This is a genomic window from Pseudomonas sp. NBRC 111138 (assembly GCF_001320835.1).
Lineage (GTDB): Bacteria > Pseudomonadota > Gammaproteobacteria > Pseudomonadales > Pseudomonadaceae > Aquipseudomonas > Aquipseudomonas paracarnis.
Window position 1 is genome coordinate 16,033 of sequence record NZ_BCBO01000078.1, and the last position, 17,139, is coordinate 33,171.

Annotated in this window: 17 protein-coding genes and 1 pseudogene; 11 read left to right on the forward strand and 7 right to left on the reverse strand. The window is 60.1% G+C overall.

What is annotated here, in order from left to right:
* Positions 1–90: 90 nt before the first annotated feature.
* A complete protein-coding gene (locus APH41_RS14465) occupies positions 91–1,584 on the reverse strand; it encodes an aldehyde dehydrogenase (protein ID WP_003195472.1) in 1,494 nt (497 codons plus the stop codon).
* 230 nt (positions 1,585–1,814) lie between these two features.
* Between APH41_RS14465 and APH41_RS14470 the strand changes: the two genes are divergently transcribed.
* Positions 1,815–2,177 carry a cupin domain-containing protein gene (locus tag APH41_RS14470; RefSeq protein ID WP_014720478.1) on the forward strand — a complete coding sequence of 121 codons (363 nt, stop codon included), beginning with the start codon at positions 1,815–1,817 and terminating at the stop codon, positions 2,175–2,177.
* A gap of 149 nt (positions 2,178–2,326) precedes the next feature.
* Here the strand turns inward: APH41_RS14470 and rpmG are convergent, their stop codons facing one another.
* Both rpmG and rpmB read right to left on the reverse strand, forming a co-directional pair.
* Positions 2,327–2,482 carry a 50S ribosomal protein L33 gene (rpmG, locus tag APH41_RS14475; RefSeq protein WP_003176906.1) on the reverse strand — a complete coding sequence of 52 codons (156 nt, stop codon included), beginning with the start codon at positions 2,480–2,482 and terminating at the stop codon, positions 2,327–2,329.
* An 11-nt stretch (positions 2,483–2,493) separates the two neighbouring features.
* Complete coding sequence (gene rpmB, locus APH41_RS14480; RefSeq protein ID WP_003176907.1) at positions 2,494–2,727, reverse strand: 50S ribosomal protein L28; 234 nt, start codon at positions 2,725–2,727, stop codon at positions 2,494–2,496.
* Positions 2,728–3,184: 457 nt separating this feature from the next.
* On the opposite strand from rpmB, the gene APH41_RS14485 reads away from it, so the two are divergent.
* A complete protein-coding gene (locus APH41_RS14485) occupies positions 3,185–4,777 on the forward strand; it encodes an ABC transporter substrate-binding protein (RefSeq protein ID WP_054919724.1) in 1,593 nt (530 codons plus the stop codon).
* Between the two features lie 129 nt (positions 4,778–4,906).
* Here APH41_RS14485 and radC read toward each other — a convergent pair whose 3' ends face one another.
* On the reverse strand, positions 4,907–5,581 hold the full coding sequence (gene radC, locus APH41_RS14490) for a DNA repair protein RadC (protein ID WP_054919727.1): 675 nt from the start codon (positions 5,579–5,581) through the stop codon (positions 4,907–4,909).
* Positions 5,582–5,723: 142 nt separating this feature from the next.
* On the opposite strand from radC, the gene coaBC reads away from it, so the two are divergent.
* The 4 genes and pseudogenes from coaBC (at position 5,724) to argB (ending at position 9,979) form a co-directional block, all read left to right on the forward strand.
* Positions 5,724–6,932, forward strand: a complete 1,209-nt coding sequence (coaBC, locus tag APH41_RS14495; RefSeq protein WP_054919730.1) for a bifunctional phosphopantothenoylcysteine decarboxylase/phosphopantothenate--cysteine ligase CoaBC — start codon at positions 5,724–5,726, stop codon at positions 6,930–6,932.
* A 5-nt stretch (positions 6,933–6,937) separates the two neighbouring features.
* A complete protein-coding gene (dut, locus tag APH41_RS14500) occupies positions 6,938–7,393 on the forward strand; it encodes a dUTP diphosphatase (RefSeq protein WP_054919777.1) in 456 nt (151 codons plus the stop codon).
* A gap of 254 nt (positions 7,394–7,647) precedes the next feature.
* Positions 7,648–9,054 (forward strand): annotated as a pseudogene (locus APH41_RS14505) (phosphomannomutase/phosphoglucomutase); the annotation flags it as partial.
* A 19-nt stretch (positions 9,055–9,073) separates the two neighbouring features.
* Positions 9,074–9,979 carry an acetylglutamate kinase gene (gene argB / locus APH41_RS14510; RefSeq protein ID WP_003213275.1) on the forward strand — a complete coding sequence of 302 codons (906 nt, stop codon included), beginning with the start codon at positions 9,074–9,076 and terminating at the stop codon, positions 9,977–9,979.
* Between the two features lie 165 nt (positions 9,980–10,144).
* Here the strand turns inward: argB and pyrE are convergent, their stop codons facing one another.
* Positions 10,145–10,789 (reverse strand): orotate phosphoribosyltransferase, encoded by a 645-nt coding sequence (gene pyrE, locus APH41_RS14515; RefSeq protein WP_034129093.1) that lies wholly within the window; start codon positions 10,787–10,789, stop codon positions 10,145–10,147.
* A gap of 82 nt (positions 10,790–10,871) precedes the next feature.
* Between pyrE and APH41_RS14520 the strand changes: the two genes are divergently transcribed.
* Complete coding sequence (locus tag APH41_RS14520; protein WP_003195493.1) at positions 10,872–11,651, forward strand: exodeoxyribonuclease III; 780 nt, start codon at positions 10,872–10,874, stop codon at positions 11,649–11,651.
* Positions 11,652–11,710: 59 nt separating this feature from the next.
* On the opposite strand, the gene APH41_RS14525 is transcribed toward APH41_RS14520, so the two are convergent.
* Positions 11,711–12,079, reverse strand: coding sequence for a DUF4870 domain-containing protein (locus APH41_RS14525; RefSeq protein WP_003195495.1), 369 nt, complete (start codon positions 12,077–12,079; stop codon positions 11,711–11,713).
* Between the two features lie 21 nt (positions 12,080–12,100).
* Positions 12,101–12,823: a ribonuclease PH gene (rph, locus tag APH41_RS14530; RefSeq protein WP_003195497.1), complete on the reverse strand. Its 723-nt coding sequence runs from the start codon at positions 12,821–12,823 to the stop codon at positions 12,101–12,103.
* 217 nt (positions 12,824–13,040) lie between these two features.
* Here rph and APH41_RS14535 point away from each other — a divergent pair, with 217 nt between their 5' ends.
* From APH41_RS14535 to spoT, 4 genes are all read left to right on the forward strand, one after another.
* Complete coding sequence (locus APH41_RS14535; protein WP_003195504.1) at positions 13,041–13,904, forward strand: YicC/YloC family endoribonuclease; 864 nt, start codon at positions 13,041–13,043, stop codon at positions 13,902–13,904.
* Positions 13,905–13,914: 10 nt separating this feature from the next.
* Positions 13,915–14,535, forward strand: a complete 621-nt coding sequence (gmk, locus tag APH41_RS14540) for a guanylate kinase (RefSeq protein ID WP_019818119.1) — start codon at positions 13,915–13,917, stop codon at positions 14,533–14,535.
* A gap of 167 nt (positions 14,536–14,702) precedes the next feature.
* Positions 14,703–14,966, forward strand: coding sequence for a DNA-directed RNA polymerase subunit omega (gene rpoZ / locus APH41_RS14545; RefSeq protein WP_003195508.1), 264 nt, complete (start codon positions 14,703–14,705; stop codon positions 14,964–14,966).
* A gap of 60 nt (positions 14,967–15,026) precedes the next feature.
* Positions 15,027–17,132, forward strand: a complete 2,106-nt coding sequence (gene spoT, locus APH41_RS14550) for a bifunctional GTP diphosphokinase/guanosine-3',5'-bis pyrophosphate 3'-pyrophosphohydrolase (protein WP_003195510.1) — start codon at positions 15,027–15,029, stop codon at positions 17,130–17,132.
* Positions 17,133–17,139 lie beyond the last annotated feature (7 nt).

Consider the following 17,139-nt stretch of genomic DNA (forward strand, 5'->3'; position numbering starts at 1 on the left):
TTAACGATGACGCGTTCATGCTGGATAAACGCGGCGCCTTCAGGTTCTTCGCGAGCAAGCTCGCTCCTACAGGGGGATCAGCAGTGTTGCTTAGAGCTTGATCCAGGTCGCCTTCAGCTCGGTGTACTTGTCGAATGCATGCAGCGACTTGTCGCGGCCATTACCCGACTGCTTGAAACCACCGAACGGTGCAGTCATGTCGCCGCCGTCGTACTGGTTAACCCACACGCTGCCGGCGCGCAGAGCCTTGGCCGTCAGGTGTGCCTTGGAGATGTCCGCCGTCCACACCGCCGCAGCCAGGCCGTATTGGGTGTCGTTGGCGATGGCGATGGCTTCTTCGGCGCTGTCGAAAGTGATCACCGAAAGGACGGGGCCAAAGATCTCTTCCTGGGCGATCTTCATGGCATTGGTCACGCCGTCGAAAATCGTCGGCTCGACGTAGGTGCCGCCGGACTCTTCCAGGGTGCGTTTGCCACCCGCGACCAGCTTGGCGCCATCGGCGTGGCCAGCTTCAATGTACGAAAGCACGGTGTTCATCTGCTGCGTATCCACCAATGCACCCACAGTGGTGGCTGGGTCCAGTGGGTTGCCGGGTTTCCAGCCCTTGAGGGCCTCGATCACCAGCGGCAGGAAGGTGTCCTTGATCGAACGCTCGACCAGCAGCCGCGAGCCGGCGGTGCAGACTTCGCCCTGGTTGAAGGCAATGGCGCTGGCGGCGGATTCGGCCGCCGCTTGCAGGTTCGGCGCGTCGGCAAACACGATGTTCGGGCTCTTGCCGCCAGCCTCCAGCCATACACGCTTCATGTTCGATTCGCCGGAGCGGATCAACAGTTGCTTGGCGATCTTGGTCGAGCCCGTGAACACCAGGGTATCGACGTCCATATGCACCGCCAGCGCATTACCTACCGTGTGGCCATAGCCAGGCAGCACGTTGAACACGCCTTTTGGAATACCAGCCTCAACGGCCAACGCGGCGATGCGGATGGCGGTGAGCGGGGATTTTTCGGACGGCTTCAGGATGACAGAGTTGCCGGTAGACAGCGCCGGGCCGAGTTTCCAGCAGGCCATCATCAACGGGAAGTTCCACGGCACGATGGCGCCAACGACGCCGACGGGCTCGCGGGTCACCAGGCCCAGTTGATCGTGGGGCGTGGCGGCGACTTCATCGTAGATCTTGTCGATCGCCTCGCCGCTCCAGCTCAGGGCTTGCGCCGCGCCGGGGACGTCGATGTTCAGGGAATCGCTGATGGGTTTGCCCATGTCCAGGGTTTCGAGCAGCGCCAGCTCTTCGGCGTTAGCCTTGAGCAGCGCGGCGAAACGGATCATGACTGACTTGCGCTTGGCCGGCGCCAGGCGCGACCACACACCGGAATTGAAGGTGGCACGCGCATTTTCCACGGCGCGCTGGGCGTCGCTGGCATCACAGCTGGCGACAGTGGCCAGCAAGCGCCCATCCACCGGGCTGATGCATTCGAAGGTATCACCGGAAACGGCGGCGGTGTATTCGCCATTGATATAGGCGCGGCCTTCGATTTTCAGAGCCTTGGCGCGTTGTTCCCAGTCGGCACGGGTCAGGGTGGTCATGCGAGTGTCCTCCTCTTATTGAATACAAGGGCCTGGGAGGTTTATCCCGGCGCCATCACGAATGCTTGCCCGGCCAGCCTGCTGTTCGGCTCAAGGCAGCTGCCACCCTAAACCAGCGGCTGGGGATGTTTCAATATATTTGACAGAACGGCGGCAAACGCCCTTGCGATGTTCATTTTAATAAACATAGACTTTGGGCTCTCCAACCGCAGGCCAGACGGGAAATGCACATGAGCATCCAGGACATCGTCGATTTCAGCCAAGCCAACACCGCCCCCGAACGCTACCGCCCTGCCGCCGAGAAAATCCTCAAGGGCGACCCCGAACAGACACTCTACAACCACTACAACAGCCCATGCGGCCAGATGAACGCGGGCGTCTGGGAAGGTGAAGTGGGCCAGTGGAAGGTCAATTACACCGAGCATGAGTACTGCGAGATCGTGCAAGGCGTGTCGGTGTTGCGCGATGCCGAGGGGAATGCCAAGACACTGCGGGCCGGCGACCGCTTTGTGATCCCTGCCGGTTTCAGTGGTACCTGGGAAGTGCTGGAAGCGTGCCGCAAGATCTACGTGGTGTTTGAAGAGAAAGCCTGATCATTGGTTGATCGACAACGGGACGCTGAGCGTCCGAGACGGCATTCCCACGCAGAGCGTGGGAACGATCAGCAGAGCGTGGGAACGATCAGGCAAAAAAAAGCCCGCATCGTGAGATACGGGCTTTTTTTCACAAGGAAGAAAATCAATTACTTGATTTTGCCTTCTTTGTAGATCACGTGCTTGCGAACGCGCGGGTCGAACATTTTCTTTTCGAGCTTGTCCGGGGTAGTACGCTTGTTCTTGTCGGTAGTGTAGAAGTGACCAGTACCGGCGCTAGAGATCATTCGAATCAATTCACGCATGATAGAGCTCCTTAGATCTTGCCAGCGGCGCGGATTTCGGCCAGCACGACAGTGATGCCACGCTTGTCGATAATACGCATGCCTTTAGCAGATACACGCAGGCGAACAAAACGTTTCTCTTCTTCAACCCAGAAGCGGTGATGCTGCAGGTTCGGCAGGAAACGACGACGGGTTTTGTTATTTGCGTGGGAAATGTTATTCCCAGTCACCGGACCCTTACCGGTAACTTGACAGACTCTCGACATGCCTCAGCCCTCTAAAACCACATGCCCAACCCGGCATGGGTTGGCCGCTTAATCTCTCAGTCATTTGGCGCCAGGCGCCGCGTTTCTTTAGGGTCTTACCGGCTACACCTACAGTGAAGGAACCGGGCCCCTAGAAAAGAGCGCTGCTTTATACCAGAAAGACCCCAGTGCAACAACAACCTGTGTACTTTTAGCAGCGTAAATCTTGGCCACAAGTGCCTGAACCGCTGCCAGGAGGGGCCGCTGTAACAGCCGACCGCTCGTCGCACAGAATGATTTACAACGTCTGCGGTCACAGGGAAGTGCACGGCGAAACACGCTGAGGCGCCATCAAAACAGCATTTTGGCCAAAAGCACAGGCAAAAATGGGCTAGTCATTTATCAATCAGACCTCTACGGTAGGCTTTTTCCAGACTGCACTCGCAGATGGGCCTTCGATCTGCACAGGAAACCGAATATGCGCCTCGCTGCCCTACCGCTATTGCTTGCCCCTCTCTTTATTGCGCCGATGGCCGTTGCGGCCACCAACTTGAGCGTATGCACCGAGGCCAGCCCCGAAGGGTTCGATGTGGTGCAGTACAACTCACTGACCACCACCAACGCCTCGGCCGACGTGCTGATGAACCGTTTGGTAGAATTCGACGCGGCCAGTGGCAAGTTGGTACCGAGCCTTGCAGATAGCTGGGAAGTGTCGCCCGATGGGCTGACGTACACCTTCAAACTGCACCCCGATGTGAAATTCCATCGCACCAGCTATTTCAGCCCAAGCCGCACCCTGACGGCCGAAGATGTACGCTTCAGCTTCGAGCGCATGCTCGACCCGGCCAACCCGTGGCACAAGATCGCCCAGAGCGGCTTTCCTCACGCCCAGTCCCTGCAATTGCCGGCACTGGTCAAGAAAATCGACGCCCTTGACCCACTGACCGTACGCTTCACCCTCGACCATGCCGATTCCACCTTCCTCCCAGCACTGAGCATGGGCTTTGCGTCGATCTATCCGGCTGAATATGCCGATAAATTGCTCAAGGCCGGCACACCCGAGAAGCTCAACAGCCAGCCAATCGGCACCGGCCCGTTTGTGTTCGTGCGTTTCCAGAAAGATGCCGTGGTGCGTTACAAGGCCAACCCGGACTACTTCGCCGGCAAACCGGCGGTGGACAACCTGATTTTCGCCATCACCCCGGACGCCAACGTACGCCTGCAGAAGCTGCACCGCGATGAATGCCAGATCGCCCTGTCACCCAAGCCCCTGGATGTGGGCGAGGCCGAAAAAGACGCGGCGCTGAAGGTGGAAGAAACCGCCGCCTTCATGACCGCGTTCGTCGCCATCAACAGCCAGCACCCACCGCTGGACAAGCCCGAAGTGCGCCAGGCGATCAACCTGGCCTTTGATAAGGGCAGCTACCTCAAGGCCGTGTTCGAAGGCACCGCCGAAGCGGCCAACGGTGTCTACCCGCCGAACACCTGGAGCTATGCCAAAGAGTTGCCAGGCTACCCGCAGGACCTCGCCAAAGCCAAGGCCTTGCTGGGCCGCGCCGGGCTCAAGGACGGTTTCAAAACCACGATATGGACCCGCCCTACCGGCAGCCTGCTGAACCCCAACCCGAACCTCGGCGCCCAACTGTTGCAGGCCGACCTGGCCAAGGTTGGCATCCAGGCCGAGATTCGCGTGATCGAATGGGGCGAGTTGATCCGCCGCGCCAAGGCCGGCGAGCACGACTTGCTGTTCATGGGCTGGGCTGGGGACAACGGCGACCCGGATAACTTCCTGACGCCGCAGTTCTCCTGCGCCGCGGTGAAGTCCGGCACCAACTTTGCCCGCTATTGCGACCCCACCCTGGATAAGTTGATCAGTGCGGGCAAAACCACCAGTGAGCAAGGTGTGCGCAGCAAGCTGTATCAGCAGGCCCAGGCGCAGATCCAGCAACAGGCGCTGTGGCTGCCACTGGCGCATCCGACGGCGTTTGCCTTGACCCGCAAGAACATCCAGGGGTACCAGGTAAGCCCGTTCGGGCGCCAGGACTATTCGAAAGTCAGCCTCAAGCCCTAAGGCACAACCCCCCACCTGTAGGAGCGAGCTTGCTCGCGAAAATCGTCAACGATGACGCGGAAAAACCTGACACCCCGCGGGGCCCTCTGGTTTTTCGCGAGCAAGCTCGCTCCTACAGAGGCAGGGCCGTTACAGCCAACCGTATTCAGCCATCGACAGCGGGTCACCATCGCCCACGATGATGTGGTCCAGCACCCGCACATCCACCACGTCCAGCGCCTTTTGCAGCAGCTTGGTCAATTTTCGATCAGCCGCGCTGGGCTCCGTGCTTCCCGACGGATGGTTATGACACAGGATCAATGCCGCCGAGTTGTACGCCAAGGCGCGCTTGACCACCTGTCGCGGGTAGACAATCGCAGCGTCGATCGTGCCTTGGGACATGACCTCGAACCCTAGCACCCGATGCTTGGAGTCCAGGAACAGGCAGCCGAAGATCTCATGGGGCTCATGGCGCAGCAGTGCCTTGAGGTACTCACGCACGGCCAGCGGGTTTTCCAGCACAGAGTCAGTCCGCAAGCGCTCGGCCAGGTGGCGCCGGGACATCTCCAACACCGCCTGCAACTGGGCAAACTTCGCCGGCCCCAGCCCCAGATGCTGGCTGAACAACGTCTGGCTGGCCTCCAGTAACGGGCGCAGGCCACCGAATTGCGCCAACAGATGGCGCGCCAGATCCACCGCACTTCGGCCGGCCACCCCCGTACGCAGGAAGATCGCCAACAGCTCGGCATCGGACAGGCTCGCCGCGCCGCCTTCCAATAACTTCTCCCGTGGACGCTCTGCCACGGGCCAATCACGAATACTCATCCCACCTCCCTGTATCTGCTCCGCTGTTGCCCGGCGGGCGCTGTGTTATCGTAGGGCCCTCTTTTTTGCCTGCGATTTCACCTGGGGAGGGGTCATCGCAGGTGTCATTGAACTGGCATCACTGAACTGGAAAGGCAAACCAATGCAGCGTCTGTATCGGAAACGCATCGTTCTCGGCGTCGGCGGCGGCATTGCCGCCTACAAGAGCGCAGAGTTGGTTCGCAGGCTCCTGGACCAGGGCGCCGAAGTGCGCGTGGTCATGACCCGTGGTGGCAGTGAGTTCATCACCCCGCTGACCATGCAAGCGTTGTCCGGCCACCCGGTTCACCTCGACCTGCTGGACCCGGCCGCAGAAGCCGCCATGGGCCATATCGAACTGGCCAAATGGGCCGACCTGGTGCTGATAGCCCCGGCCACTGCCGACCTGATCGCCCGCCTGGCCCAGGGCATTGCCGATGACCTGCTCACCACCCTGGTATTGGCCACCGACGCCACCGTCGCTATCGCACCGGCCATGAACCAGGCCATGTGGCGCGATCCGGCCACCCAGGCCAATACCCAACTCCTGCAAACCCGCGGCCTCAAGGTGTTCGGCCCGGCTTCCGGCAGCCAGGCCTGCGGCGACGTCGGCCTGGGCCGCATGCTCGAAGCCACCGACCTGGCGCAGTGCGCCGCCGAGTGCTTCCAGCATCTGGCCCTGACCGGCAAGCACGTGCTGATCACCGCCGGCCCGACCCAGGAAAACATCGACCCGGTGCGCTACATCACCAACCATAGCTCAGGAAAAATGGGCTTCGCGTTGGCAGAAGCTGCGGTCGAGGCAGGCGCACGGGTCACACTGATAACCGGCCCGGTACATTTGCCGACCCCTGATCGCGTTACGCGTATCGACGTAGTCAGCGCCCGGGACATGTTGGCGGCCTGCGAAGCCGCCATTCCCTGCGACCTGTTTATCGCCTCGGCAGCGGTTGCGGATTACCGACCCGAGGTCGTGGCCCCGCAGAAGCTCAAGAAAGACCCTACGAGCGGCGACGGCCTGCTCCTGCAAATGGTGCGTAACCCGGACATCCTGGCCACCATCGCTACCCGTGCGGACCGTCCGTTCAGCGTCGGCTTCGCAGCCGAGACCGAGCACCTGCTGGACTACGCCGCACGCAAACTGAAAGACAAAAACCTCGACCTGATCGTTGCCAATGATGTCGCCAACCCGAGCATCGGCTTCAACAGCGAGGAAAATGCGTGCAGCGTGATCGACCGTGAATTGCACGCCACCCTTTTCGCCCAGACCAGCAAGGGCAAGATTGCCCGCCAACTGATCTCTTTTATCGCCCAACGGCTGAACCAGGTTTAATGTCCATGCATGCTTTACAAGCCAAGATCCTCGACCCACGCCTCGGCAACGACTTTCCCCTGCCGGCCTACGCCACACCGGGCTCCGCCGGCCTGGACCTGCGCGCCATGCTCAAGCAAGACACCGTCCTTGAGCCGGGCCAGACCATCCTGATTCCCACGGGCTTGTCGATCTATGTCGGCGATCCTGGCCTGGCGGCGCTGATCCTGCCGCGCTCCGGCTTGGGCCATAAACATGGCATCGTGCTAGGCAACCTGGTCGGCCTGATCGATTCCGACTACCAGGGCGAGTTGATGGTGTCGTGCTGGAACCGTGGCCAGACTGCTTTCAACATCGCCGTCGGCGAGCGCATCGCCCAACTGGTACTGGTGCCGGTGGTGCAGGCGCATTTCGAATTGGTGCAGGAATTCGACGAAACCCAACGTGGTGCAGGCGGTTTTGGGCATTCCGGCAGTCACTGACTAAGCTGAACGTGGCCGGGCGCAATCGACCGGCCACACACCGCCGCCCGGCCTTTCAGGATAAAGAATGCGCGGAAATGATCATCGAGATTTCTATAATGAAATCAAAGGATTAGGTAAAAATAATGCCGAGGCCGAAGCGCCGATGGCATTTTTACACCACGAACTCTCTGCCGAAAACGCCGTCATACCCTTCAGTTTGAGCCTGCCGGCCAGCCACATCAGGCCCGCCTTGCCCCCTTTCAGATGGAGTTTCCCCCGCGATGAGTACCGCAGCCCGCGTAGCCCCGACCTTTCCCGACAGCATTTTTCGCGCCTATGACATCCGTGGTGTGGTCCCCAAGACCCTGACCGCCGAAACCGCCTACTGGATCGGCCGCGCCATCGGCTCCCAGAGCCTGGCCCAAGGCGAACCCAACGTCTCGGTAGGCCGTGACGGCCGCTTGTCCGGCCCGGAGTTGGTCGAGCAACTGATCCAGGGCCTGGCTGACAGCGGCTGCCATGTCAGCGACGTCGGCTTGGTGCCAACCCCCGCGCTGTACTACGCCGCCAACGTACTGGCGGGCAAATCCGGGGTCATGCTCACCGGCAGCCACAATCCGTCGGATTACAACGGCTTCAAGATCGTCATCGCTGGCGACACCCTCGCCAATGAACAGATCCAGGCCCTGCACACCCGCCTGAAGACCAACGACTTGACCAGCGGCACCGGCAGCATCACCAAGGTCGATATCCTCCAGCGCTACTCCGATGAAATCACTCGCGACGTCAAGCTCGCCCGCCGCTTGAAAGTCGTGGTGGACTGCGGCAACGGCGCAGCGGGTGTGATTGCCCCGCAATTGCTCGAAGCCCTGAACTGCGAAGTGATCCCACTGTTCTGCGAAGTGGACGGCAACTTCCCCAACCATCACCCGGACCCAGGCAAGCCGGAAAACCTGGTAGACCTGATTGCCAAGGTCAAGGAAGTGGGCGCCGACGTCGGCCTGGCCTTCGATGGCGACGGCGACCGTGTGGGCGTGGTGACCGAAACCGGCGAGATCGTGTTCCCGGACCGCCTGTTGATGCTGTTTGCTCGAGACGTGGTTGCGCGCAATGCCAACGCCGAGATCATCTTCGATGTGAAATGCACTCGTCGCCTGACGCCATTGATCAAGGAATACGGTGGTCGCCCGCTAATGTGGAAGACCGGTCACTCGTTGATCAAAAAGAAAATGAAGGAAACCGGCGCGCTGTTGGCCGGTGAAATGAGCGGTCACGTGTTCTTCAAAGAACGTTGGTTCGGGTTTGACGATGGTATCTACAGTGCCGCTCGCCTGCTGGAGATCCTCAGCAAGGAGAAATCCACGGCCGAAGAGCTGTTTCAGACCTTCCCGAATGATATTTCTACGCCAGAGATCAATATCCATGTGACCGAGGAGAGCAAATTCAGCATCATTGACGCATTGCACGATGCGCAATGGGGTGAAGGCGCCAACCTGACCACCATTGATGGTGTGCGAGTCGATTACGCCAAAGGCTGGGGCCTGGTTCGCGCGTCCAACACCACACCGGTGCTGGTCCTGCGTTTCGAGGCGGATACCGAGGCTGAGTTGCAGCGCATCAAGGACGTGTTCCACGCCCAGTTGAAACGTGTTGCCCCTGATCTCCAATTACCGTTCTGATTTTTGCCCGGAGCCCTGAATGACCCTCGAACGCGAAGCCGCTGCCAACACCGCCAAGGTCCTGTCCGAAGCGTTGCCTTACATTCGACGCTACGTCGGCAAGACGCTGGTGATCAAGTACGGCGGCAATGCCATGGAAAGCGATGAGCTGAAAACCGGCTTTGCCCGCGACATCGTGCTGATGAAGGCTGTGGGGATCAACCCCGTGGTCGTCCACGGCGGCGGCCCGCAAATTGGCGACCTGCTCAAGCGTTTGTCGATCGAGAGTCACTTCATCGATGGCATGCGTGTCACTGACGCGCAAACCATGGACGTGGTGGAAATGGTCCTCGGCGGCCAGGTCAACAAAGACATCGTCAACCTGATCAACCGCCACGGCGGCAGCGCCATCGGACTGACCGGCAAGGATGCGGAACTGATCCGCGCCAAGAAACTGACCGTGACCCGCAAGACGCCGGAGATGACCCAGCCGGAAATCATCGACATCGGCCAGGTGGGCGAAGTCATCGGCATCAACACCGATTTGCTCAACCTGCTGGTCAAGGGCGACTTCATCCCGGTAATTGCGCCGATCGGCGTGGGTGCTAATGGCGAGTCCTATAACATCAACGCCGATCTGGTAGCCGGTAAGGTGGCGGAAGCATTGAAGGCTGAAAAGCTGATGCTGCTGACCAACATCGCCGGCCTGATGGACAAGGAAGGCAAGGTACTGACCGGCTTGACTACCCAGCAGGTAGACGACCTGATCGCCGACGGCACCATCTACGGCGGCATGTTGCCGAAGATCCGTTGCGCACTGGAAGCCGTGCAGGGCGGCGTCGGCAGCTCGCTGATCCTGGATGGCCGCGTGCCAAATGCAATCCTGTTGGAAATCTTCACCGATACCGGTGTCGGTACGTTGATCAGTAACCGCAAGCGCCCTTGATCGCTGCAAAGAAAAAGGCCCCGCTCAATTGAATTGAGCGGGGCCTTTGTTTGTACACAGTTCAAATGTGGGAGCTGGCTTGCCTGCGATGACGACAGTACATGCAAAAATGCACCGCCAGACACACCGCTATCGCGGGCAAGCCCGCTCCCACAGGATTCAGTGTCAGACGCCGAACTGCTCGCGGTATGCACGCACAGCCGGCAAATGTTGCTTGAGCTGCGGGTCGTCTTCCAGGAACTGCAATACCTGGTTCAACGACACGATGCTCACCACCGGAATGCCGAAGTCACGCTCCACTTCCTGGATCGCCGACAATTCACCGTTGCCACGCTCCTGGCGGTTCAAGGCGATCAGCACACCGGCAGCCTTGGCGCCGTCCTGGGAAGCGATGATCTGCATCACTTCACGGATAGCAGTACCCGCGGTGATCACGTCATCGATGATCAGCACATCGCCGGTCAATGGCGCGCCGACCAGGCTGCCACCTTCACCATGGGCCTTGGCTTCCTTACGGTTGAAACACCACGGCAAGTCCTGCCCGTGATGCTCCGCCAGGGCTATCGCCGTCGCCGCTGCCAGGGGAATACCCTTGTAGGCCGGGCCAAAGAGTACGTCGAAGGAAATACCGCTCTCAACGATGGCTGCCGCATAGAAACGGCCCAGCTGAGCCAGGGCCGAACCTGAGTTGAACAGGCCCGCATTGAAGAAGTACGGGCTGGTGCGCCCGGACTTGAGGGTGAACTCACCGAAGCGTAAAACGCCGCGATCGATGGCAAAACGAATGAAATCGCGCTGATACGCCTGCATGAAAAAAGCCTCAGATACCACGGATTTAGCTAATTGGGTGGACGGCGTGTATCATACACGCACGCGATTTTTGGGGCCATTTATGCGGATCATCAGTGTGAACGTTAATGGTATTCAGGCTGCAGTCGAGCGTGGTTTGCTCAGTTGGCTGCAAGCACAGAATGCCGACGTCATCTGCCTGCAGGACACCCGTGCCTCCGCCTTTGAACTGGACGACCCAGCCTTCCAACTGGATGGCTACTTCCTTTATGCCTGCGATGCCGAAGTGCCCACCCAAGGTGGCGTGGCTTTGTACTCGCGGTTGCAACCCAAGGCGGTCATCAGCGGCCTCGGCTTCGAGACAGCCGACCGCTACGGGCGTTACCTGCAAGCCGATTTCGACAAGGTCAGCATCGCGACCTTGCTGCTTCCTTCCGGGCAAAACGGCGATGAAGACTTGAACCAGAAATTCAAGCTAATGGACGATTTCGCCCGTTACCTGGATAAACAGCGACGCAAACGTCGCGAGTACATTTATTGTGGCTCGCTGTACGTGGCGCAACAGAAGCTGGATATCAAGAACTGGCGCGACAGCCAGCAATCCCCGGGCTTCCTGGCGCCAGAACGCGCCTGGATGGACGAGATTGTCGGCAACATGGGCTATGTCGATGCCCTGCGTGAAGTCAGCCGCGAAGGCGACCAGTACAGCTGGTGGCCAGATAACGAACAGGCTGAGATGCTCAACCTGGGCTGGCGTTTCGACTACCAGCTGCTGACCCCAGGTCTGCGCCGGTTCGTACGCAGTGCACGCCTGCCGCGCCAGCCGCGCTTCTCGCAGCACGCGCCGCTGATTGTGGACTACGACTGGACATTGACCATCTGAGGTCTTTTTCCAGGTACAAAAAAACCGACAGTGATGTCGGTTTTTTTGTGGCCGCCCGGTTACTTGACCAGGCGCCAGGTCCACGGATAGCGATAGGCAATGCCTTTGTTGGCCTTGATACCGGCGATGATCGTCAGTATCAACGCACCAATCACCAGCACGGTCATCAGCAAGAAGCCAACGACCACGAAGCCCAGCAACAGGCACACCAGCCAGGCGATCGCCACGGTGATCTGGAAATTCAGCGCCTCCTTGCCCTGGTCATCGATGAGCGGGTCCATGTCCTTCTTGAACTGCCACAGGATCAACGGCCCCAGCAAGCTGCCGAAGGGGAATACCAACCCCAGGAATGCCGCAAAATGACACAACATTGCCCACTGGCGTACTTCCTTGGACGGTGCCGGAACCGGCAACTGGCTGTCATTCATGGCGTTTCTCCTTGGGCCGGCTCAGTCAGCCAGCGCGGCGTTCTGCAATTCAAAGATTTCGGTCATGCCTTTCTGGGCCAAGGCCAGCATGGCGTTCAGCTCAGCCGGCTGGAATGGCGCGCCTTCGGCAGTGCCCTGCACTTCGATGAAACCACCGGTGCTGGTCATGACCACGTTGAGGTCGGTCTCGGCGGCCGAGTCTTCCAGGTAGTCCAGGTCCAGCACAGGCTCGCCCTGGTACATGCCAACAGACACAGCGGCGATCATCTGCTTGAGCGGGTCACCCGCTTTCAGGCCGCCACGCTTCTTGATGACTTTCAAAGCGTCGACCAGGGCCACCATGGCGCCGGTGATGGACGCCGTGCGGGTACCGCCGTCAGCCTGGATCACGTCGCAGTCGACGTAGAGGGTGACGTCACCCAGCTTGGACATATCCAGGGCGGCACGCAGGGAGCGGCCGATCAGGCGCTGGATTTCCAGGGTACGCCCGCCTTGCTTGCCACGGCTGGCTTCACGCTGGTTACGCTCGCCAGTGGCGCGCGGCAGCATGCCGTATTCAGCGGTCAACCAACCCTGGCCCTGGCCCTTGAGGAAGCGCGGCACGCCGTTTTCGACGCTGACAGTGCAGATGACCTTGGTATCGCCAAACTCGACCAGTACGGATCCCTCGGCGTGTTTGGTGTAGTTGCGGGTGATGCGGATCGAGCGGAGCTGATCGGCAGCGCGACCACTTGGACGTTTCATAGGGGATACCTGTACTGAGGACGAAAAACTGCCGAGCATTATAGAGCCGCAAGCCGGTTCGAGGCACTTCTAAAAAATTCGGTTACGAATGGTCAGGCGATCGGCCATTGTTTTGGCGCACCCGCCCCACTGCGCTACACTCCTGCGCCTTCGCAGCCTGTCGGCTTCAATTTACCCATCAGCCCGTATTTGCGGGACTGCATCGCGAGGTACCTCCATGGTGCACAGCATGACCGCCTTCGCCCGTGTCGAAAAAGCCGGGGCCCAAGGCACCCTCAGCTGGGAACTGCGCTCGGTCAACAGCCGTTACCTGGAGCCGCACCTGCGCCTGCCGGAGTCGTTCCGCGACCTTGAAGGCGCGGTTCGTGAAGCGCTGCGCCAGGGCATCTCCCGCGGCAAGCTGGAATGCACTCTGCGCTTTACCGAAGAAACCACCGGCAAGCCGCTGCAGGTCGACCGAGACCGCGCCGCCCAACTGGTGGCCGCGGCCGAAACCATCGCCGGCCTGATCAAACAGCCAGCCGCATTGAACCCTCTGGAAGTATTGGCCTGGCCCGGCGTGCTGGTGGCCGACGCGGCAGACCCACAGGCCTTGAATGCCGAAGCCCTCGCCCTGTTCAACCAGGGCCTGAAGGAGCTCAAGGCCGGCCGTGAACGCGAAGGCGCCGAACTGGCGCGCCTGATCAACGAGCGGCTGACATCGATCGAAGCCGACGTAGTGACCCTGCGCGAATTGGTACCGCAGATGCTCGCCACCCAGCGCCAGAAGGTCCTCGACCGCTTCACCGACATGAAGGCCGACCTCGATCCGACGCGCCTGGAACAGGAAATGGTCCTGCTCGCGCAGAAGAGCGACGTGGCCGAAGAACTCGACCGCCTGAGCACCCATATCCTTGAAGTGCGCCGCGTACTCAAGTCCGGCGGTGCCGCCGGTCGGCGCCTGGACTTCCTGATGCAGGAACTCAACCGCGAAGCCAATACACTGGGCTCCAAAGCGTTCGACCCGCGCAGCACCACGGCGGCGGTCAACCTCAAAGTGTTGATCGAGCAAATGCGCGAACAAGTACAGAATATTGAGTAAGGCACCCTCCATGACCCACAGCACCGGCACCCTTTACATCATTTCCGCCCCTTCGGGCGCGGGCAAGAGCAGCCTGGTCAAGGCCTTGACCGACGCTGACGAGCAGATCCGCATTTCGGTCTCGCACACCACCCGCGCCATGCGCCCGGGCGAAGTGGACGGCGTGCACTATCACTTCGTCGAGCGTACCGAGTTCGTCAAGATGATCGAACACGGTGACTTCCTGGAGCGCGCCGAAGTGTTCGGCAACCTCTACGGCACCTCGCAGAGCCACCTGCAACAGACCCTGGACGAAGGCCACGACCTGATTCTGGAGATCGACTGGCAGGGCGCCGAACAAGTGCGCCAACTGATGCCCAAGGCGCGCTCCATCTTCATCCTGCCGCCCTCGCTCCAAGCCCTGCACCAACGCCTGACTAACCGCGGCCAGGACAGCGATGAAATTATCGAAGGTCGCATGCGTGAGGCCGTCAGCGAAATGAGCCACTACGTCGACTACGACTACCTGATCATCAATGACGACTTTACCCACGCATTGGATGATTTGAAGGCGATTTTCCGCGCCAACCAACTGCAGCAAAAGCGCCAACAGCAGCGTTTCGGCAAATTACTCGCCGAATTGCTCGGTTGATTGGCGCTTCCCAAAACAGCTGCAAGGGCCTTACATTGGCACTTGTAGCGGTTTTGCGAAGGCCTGCGAAAAATCAGCGCTTCCCTAAACGCTGGTGATTTTTTAAACTGCTCAGTCCGCTCGCCCAACCGGGCAGCGCGCATCTTGCATTCGCTCCGAGGAATACCATGGCCCGCGTAACCGTTGAAGACTGCCTAGAACACGTGGATAACCGCTTTGAGCTGGTCATGCTCTCTACCAAGCGTGCCCGTCAACTGGCCACTGGCGGCAAAGAGCCTCTGGTCCAGTGGGAAAACGACAAGCCTACCGTTGTAGCCCTGCGTGAAATCGCTGAAGGCCTGATGAGCTACGAGTTCATCGCCAACGCCGAAATCGTTGAAGACGAACCGCTGTTTGCAGCGTTCGAAGGCGAGTCCAACGAGGACGTCTAAGCCTATGCCTGGTCGACGTAGCACGGCGCGGGGTCACAGCCATCGGCAGGAGTTCACACTTTGCCGAGCATAGACGCCCTCGCCGATCGCTTATCGGCCTACCTCGGCGCAGACCAGGTCAACCTGGTTCGCCGAGCGTATTTCTACGCCGAACAAGCCCACGACGGCCAACGCCGACGTAGCGGCGAGGCGTATGTCACCCATCCTCTTGCGGTGGCCAATATTCTTGCCGACATGCACATGGACCATCAGAGCCTGATGGCCGCGATGCTGCATGACGTGATCGAAGACACCGGCATTGCCAAGGAAGCGCTCAGTGCGCAATTTGGCGAAACCGTGGCCGAACTGGTCGACGGGGTCAGCAAGCTGACCCAGATGAACTTCGAGACCAAGGCCGAAGCCCAGGCGGAAAACTTCCAGAAGATGGCCATGGCCATGGCCCGAGACATTCGGGTGATCCTGGTCAAGCTGGCCGACCGGCTGCACAACATGCGCACGCTGGAAGTGCTGTCTGGCGAAAAGCGCCGGCGCATCGCCAAGGAAACCCTGGAAATCTATGCGCCCATCGCCAACCGGCTGGGCATGCACGCCATTCGTATCGAATTCGAAGACCTGGGCTTTAAAGCCATGCACCCCATGCGTTCGGCGCGCATCTACCAGGCGGTCAAGCGCGCACGGGGCAACCGCAAGGAAATCGTCAACAAGATCGAAGAGTCCCTGAGCCATTGCCTGGCGATTGACGAAATCGAGGGCGAGGTCAGCGGCCGGCAGAAGCACATCTACGGCATCTACAAAAAGATGCGCGGCAAGCGTCGGGCCTTCAACGAGATCATGGACGTCTATGCGTTCCGGATCATCGTCGACAAGGTCGATACCTGCTACCGCGTACTGGGAGCTGTACATAATTTGTACAAGCCCCTGCCGGGCCGCTTCAAGGACTACATCGCAATTCCCAAGGCCAACGGCTACCAGTCGCTGCATACCACCCTGTTTGGCATGCACGGCGTGCCGATCGAGATCCAGATCCGCACCCGCGAAATGGAAGAAATGGCCAACAACGGCATTGCCGCCCACTGGCTGTACAAGTCCAGCGGCGACGAGCAGCCCAAAGGCACCCATGCCCGTGCGCGCCAATGGGTCAAGGGCGTGCTGGAAATGCAGCAACGTGCCGGCAACTCCCTGGAATTTATCGAAAGCGTGAAGATCGACCTGTTCCCGGACGAGGTCTACGTGTTCACGCCCAAAGGCCGGATCATGGAGCTGCCCAAAGGCTCCACGGCGGTCGACTTTGCCTACGCGGTGCACACCGATGTCGGCAACAGCTGCATCGCCTGTCGCATCAACCGGCGCCTTGCCCCGTTGTCCGAACCGCTGCAAAGCGGTTCCACGGTGGAGATCGTCAGCGCACCGGGCGCTCGCCCGAACCCGGCCTGGCTCAACTTTGTGGTCACCGGCAAGGCCCGTACGCATATTCGCCACGCGCTGAAATTGCAGCGCCGCTCCGAATCCATCAGCCTGGGCGAACGCCTGCTGAACAAGGTGCTCAACGGCTTCGACAGCGCCCTGGACAAGATTCCGCAAGAGCGCGTGCAAGCGATGCTCCACGAGTACCGACAGGAAACCATCGAAGACCTGCTGGAAGACATCGGCCTGGGCAACCGCATGGCCTACGTGGTTGCGCGCCGCCTGCTGGGCGAAGGCGAACAGTTGCCGAGCCCTGAAGGCCCACTGGCGATTCGCGGCACCGAGGGCCTGGTGCTCAGCTACGCCAAATGTTGCACGCCGATCCCGGGCGACCCGATTGTCGGCCACTTGTCCGCCGGCAAAGGCATGGTGGTGCACCTGGACAACTGCCGCAACATCACCGAAATCCGCCACAACCCGGAAAAATGCATCCAGCTCTCGTGGGCCAAAGATGTCACCGGCGAATTCAACGTCGAACTGCGAGTTGAGCTGGAACACCAGCGCGGCCTCATCGCCCTGCTGGCCAGCAGTGTCAACGCAGCCGACGGCAATATCGAGAAAATCAGCATGGACGAACGCGATGGTCGCATCAGCGTGGTCCAACTGGTGGTCAGCGTGCACGACCGCGTGCACCTGGCCCGCGTGATCAAAAAGTTGCGCGCCTTGACCGGTGTGATCCGCATCACCCGCATGCGTGCATAACCGATCC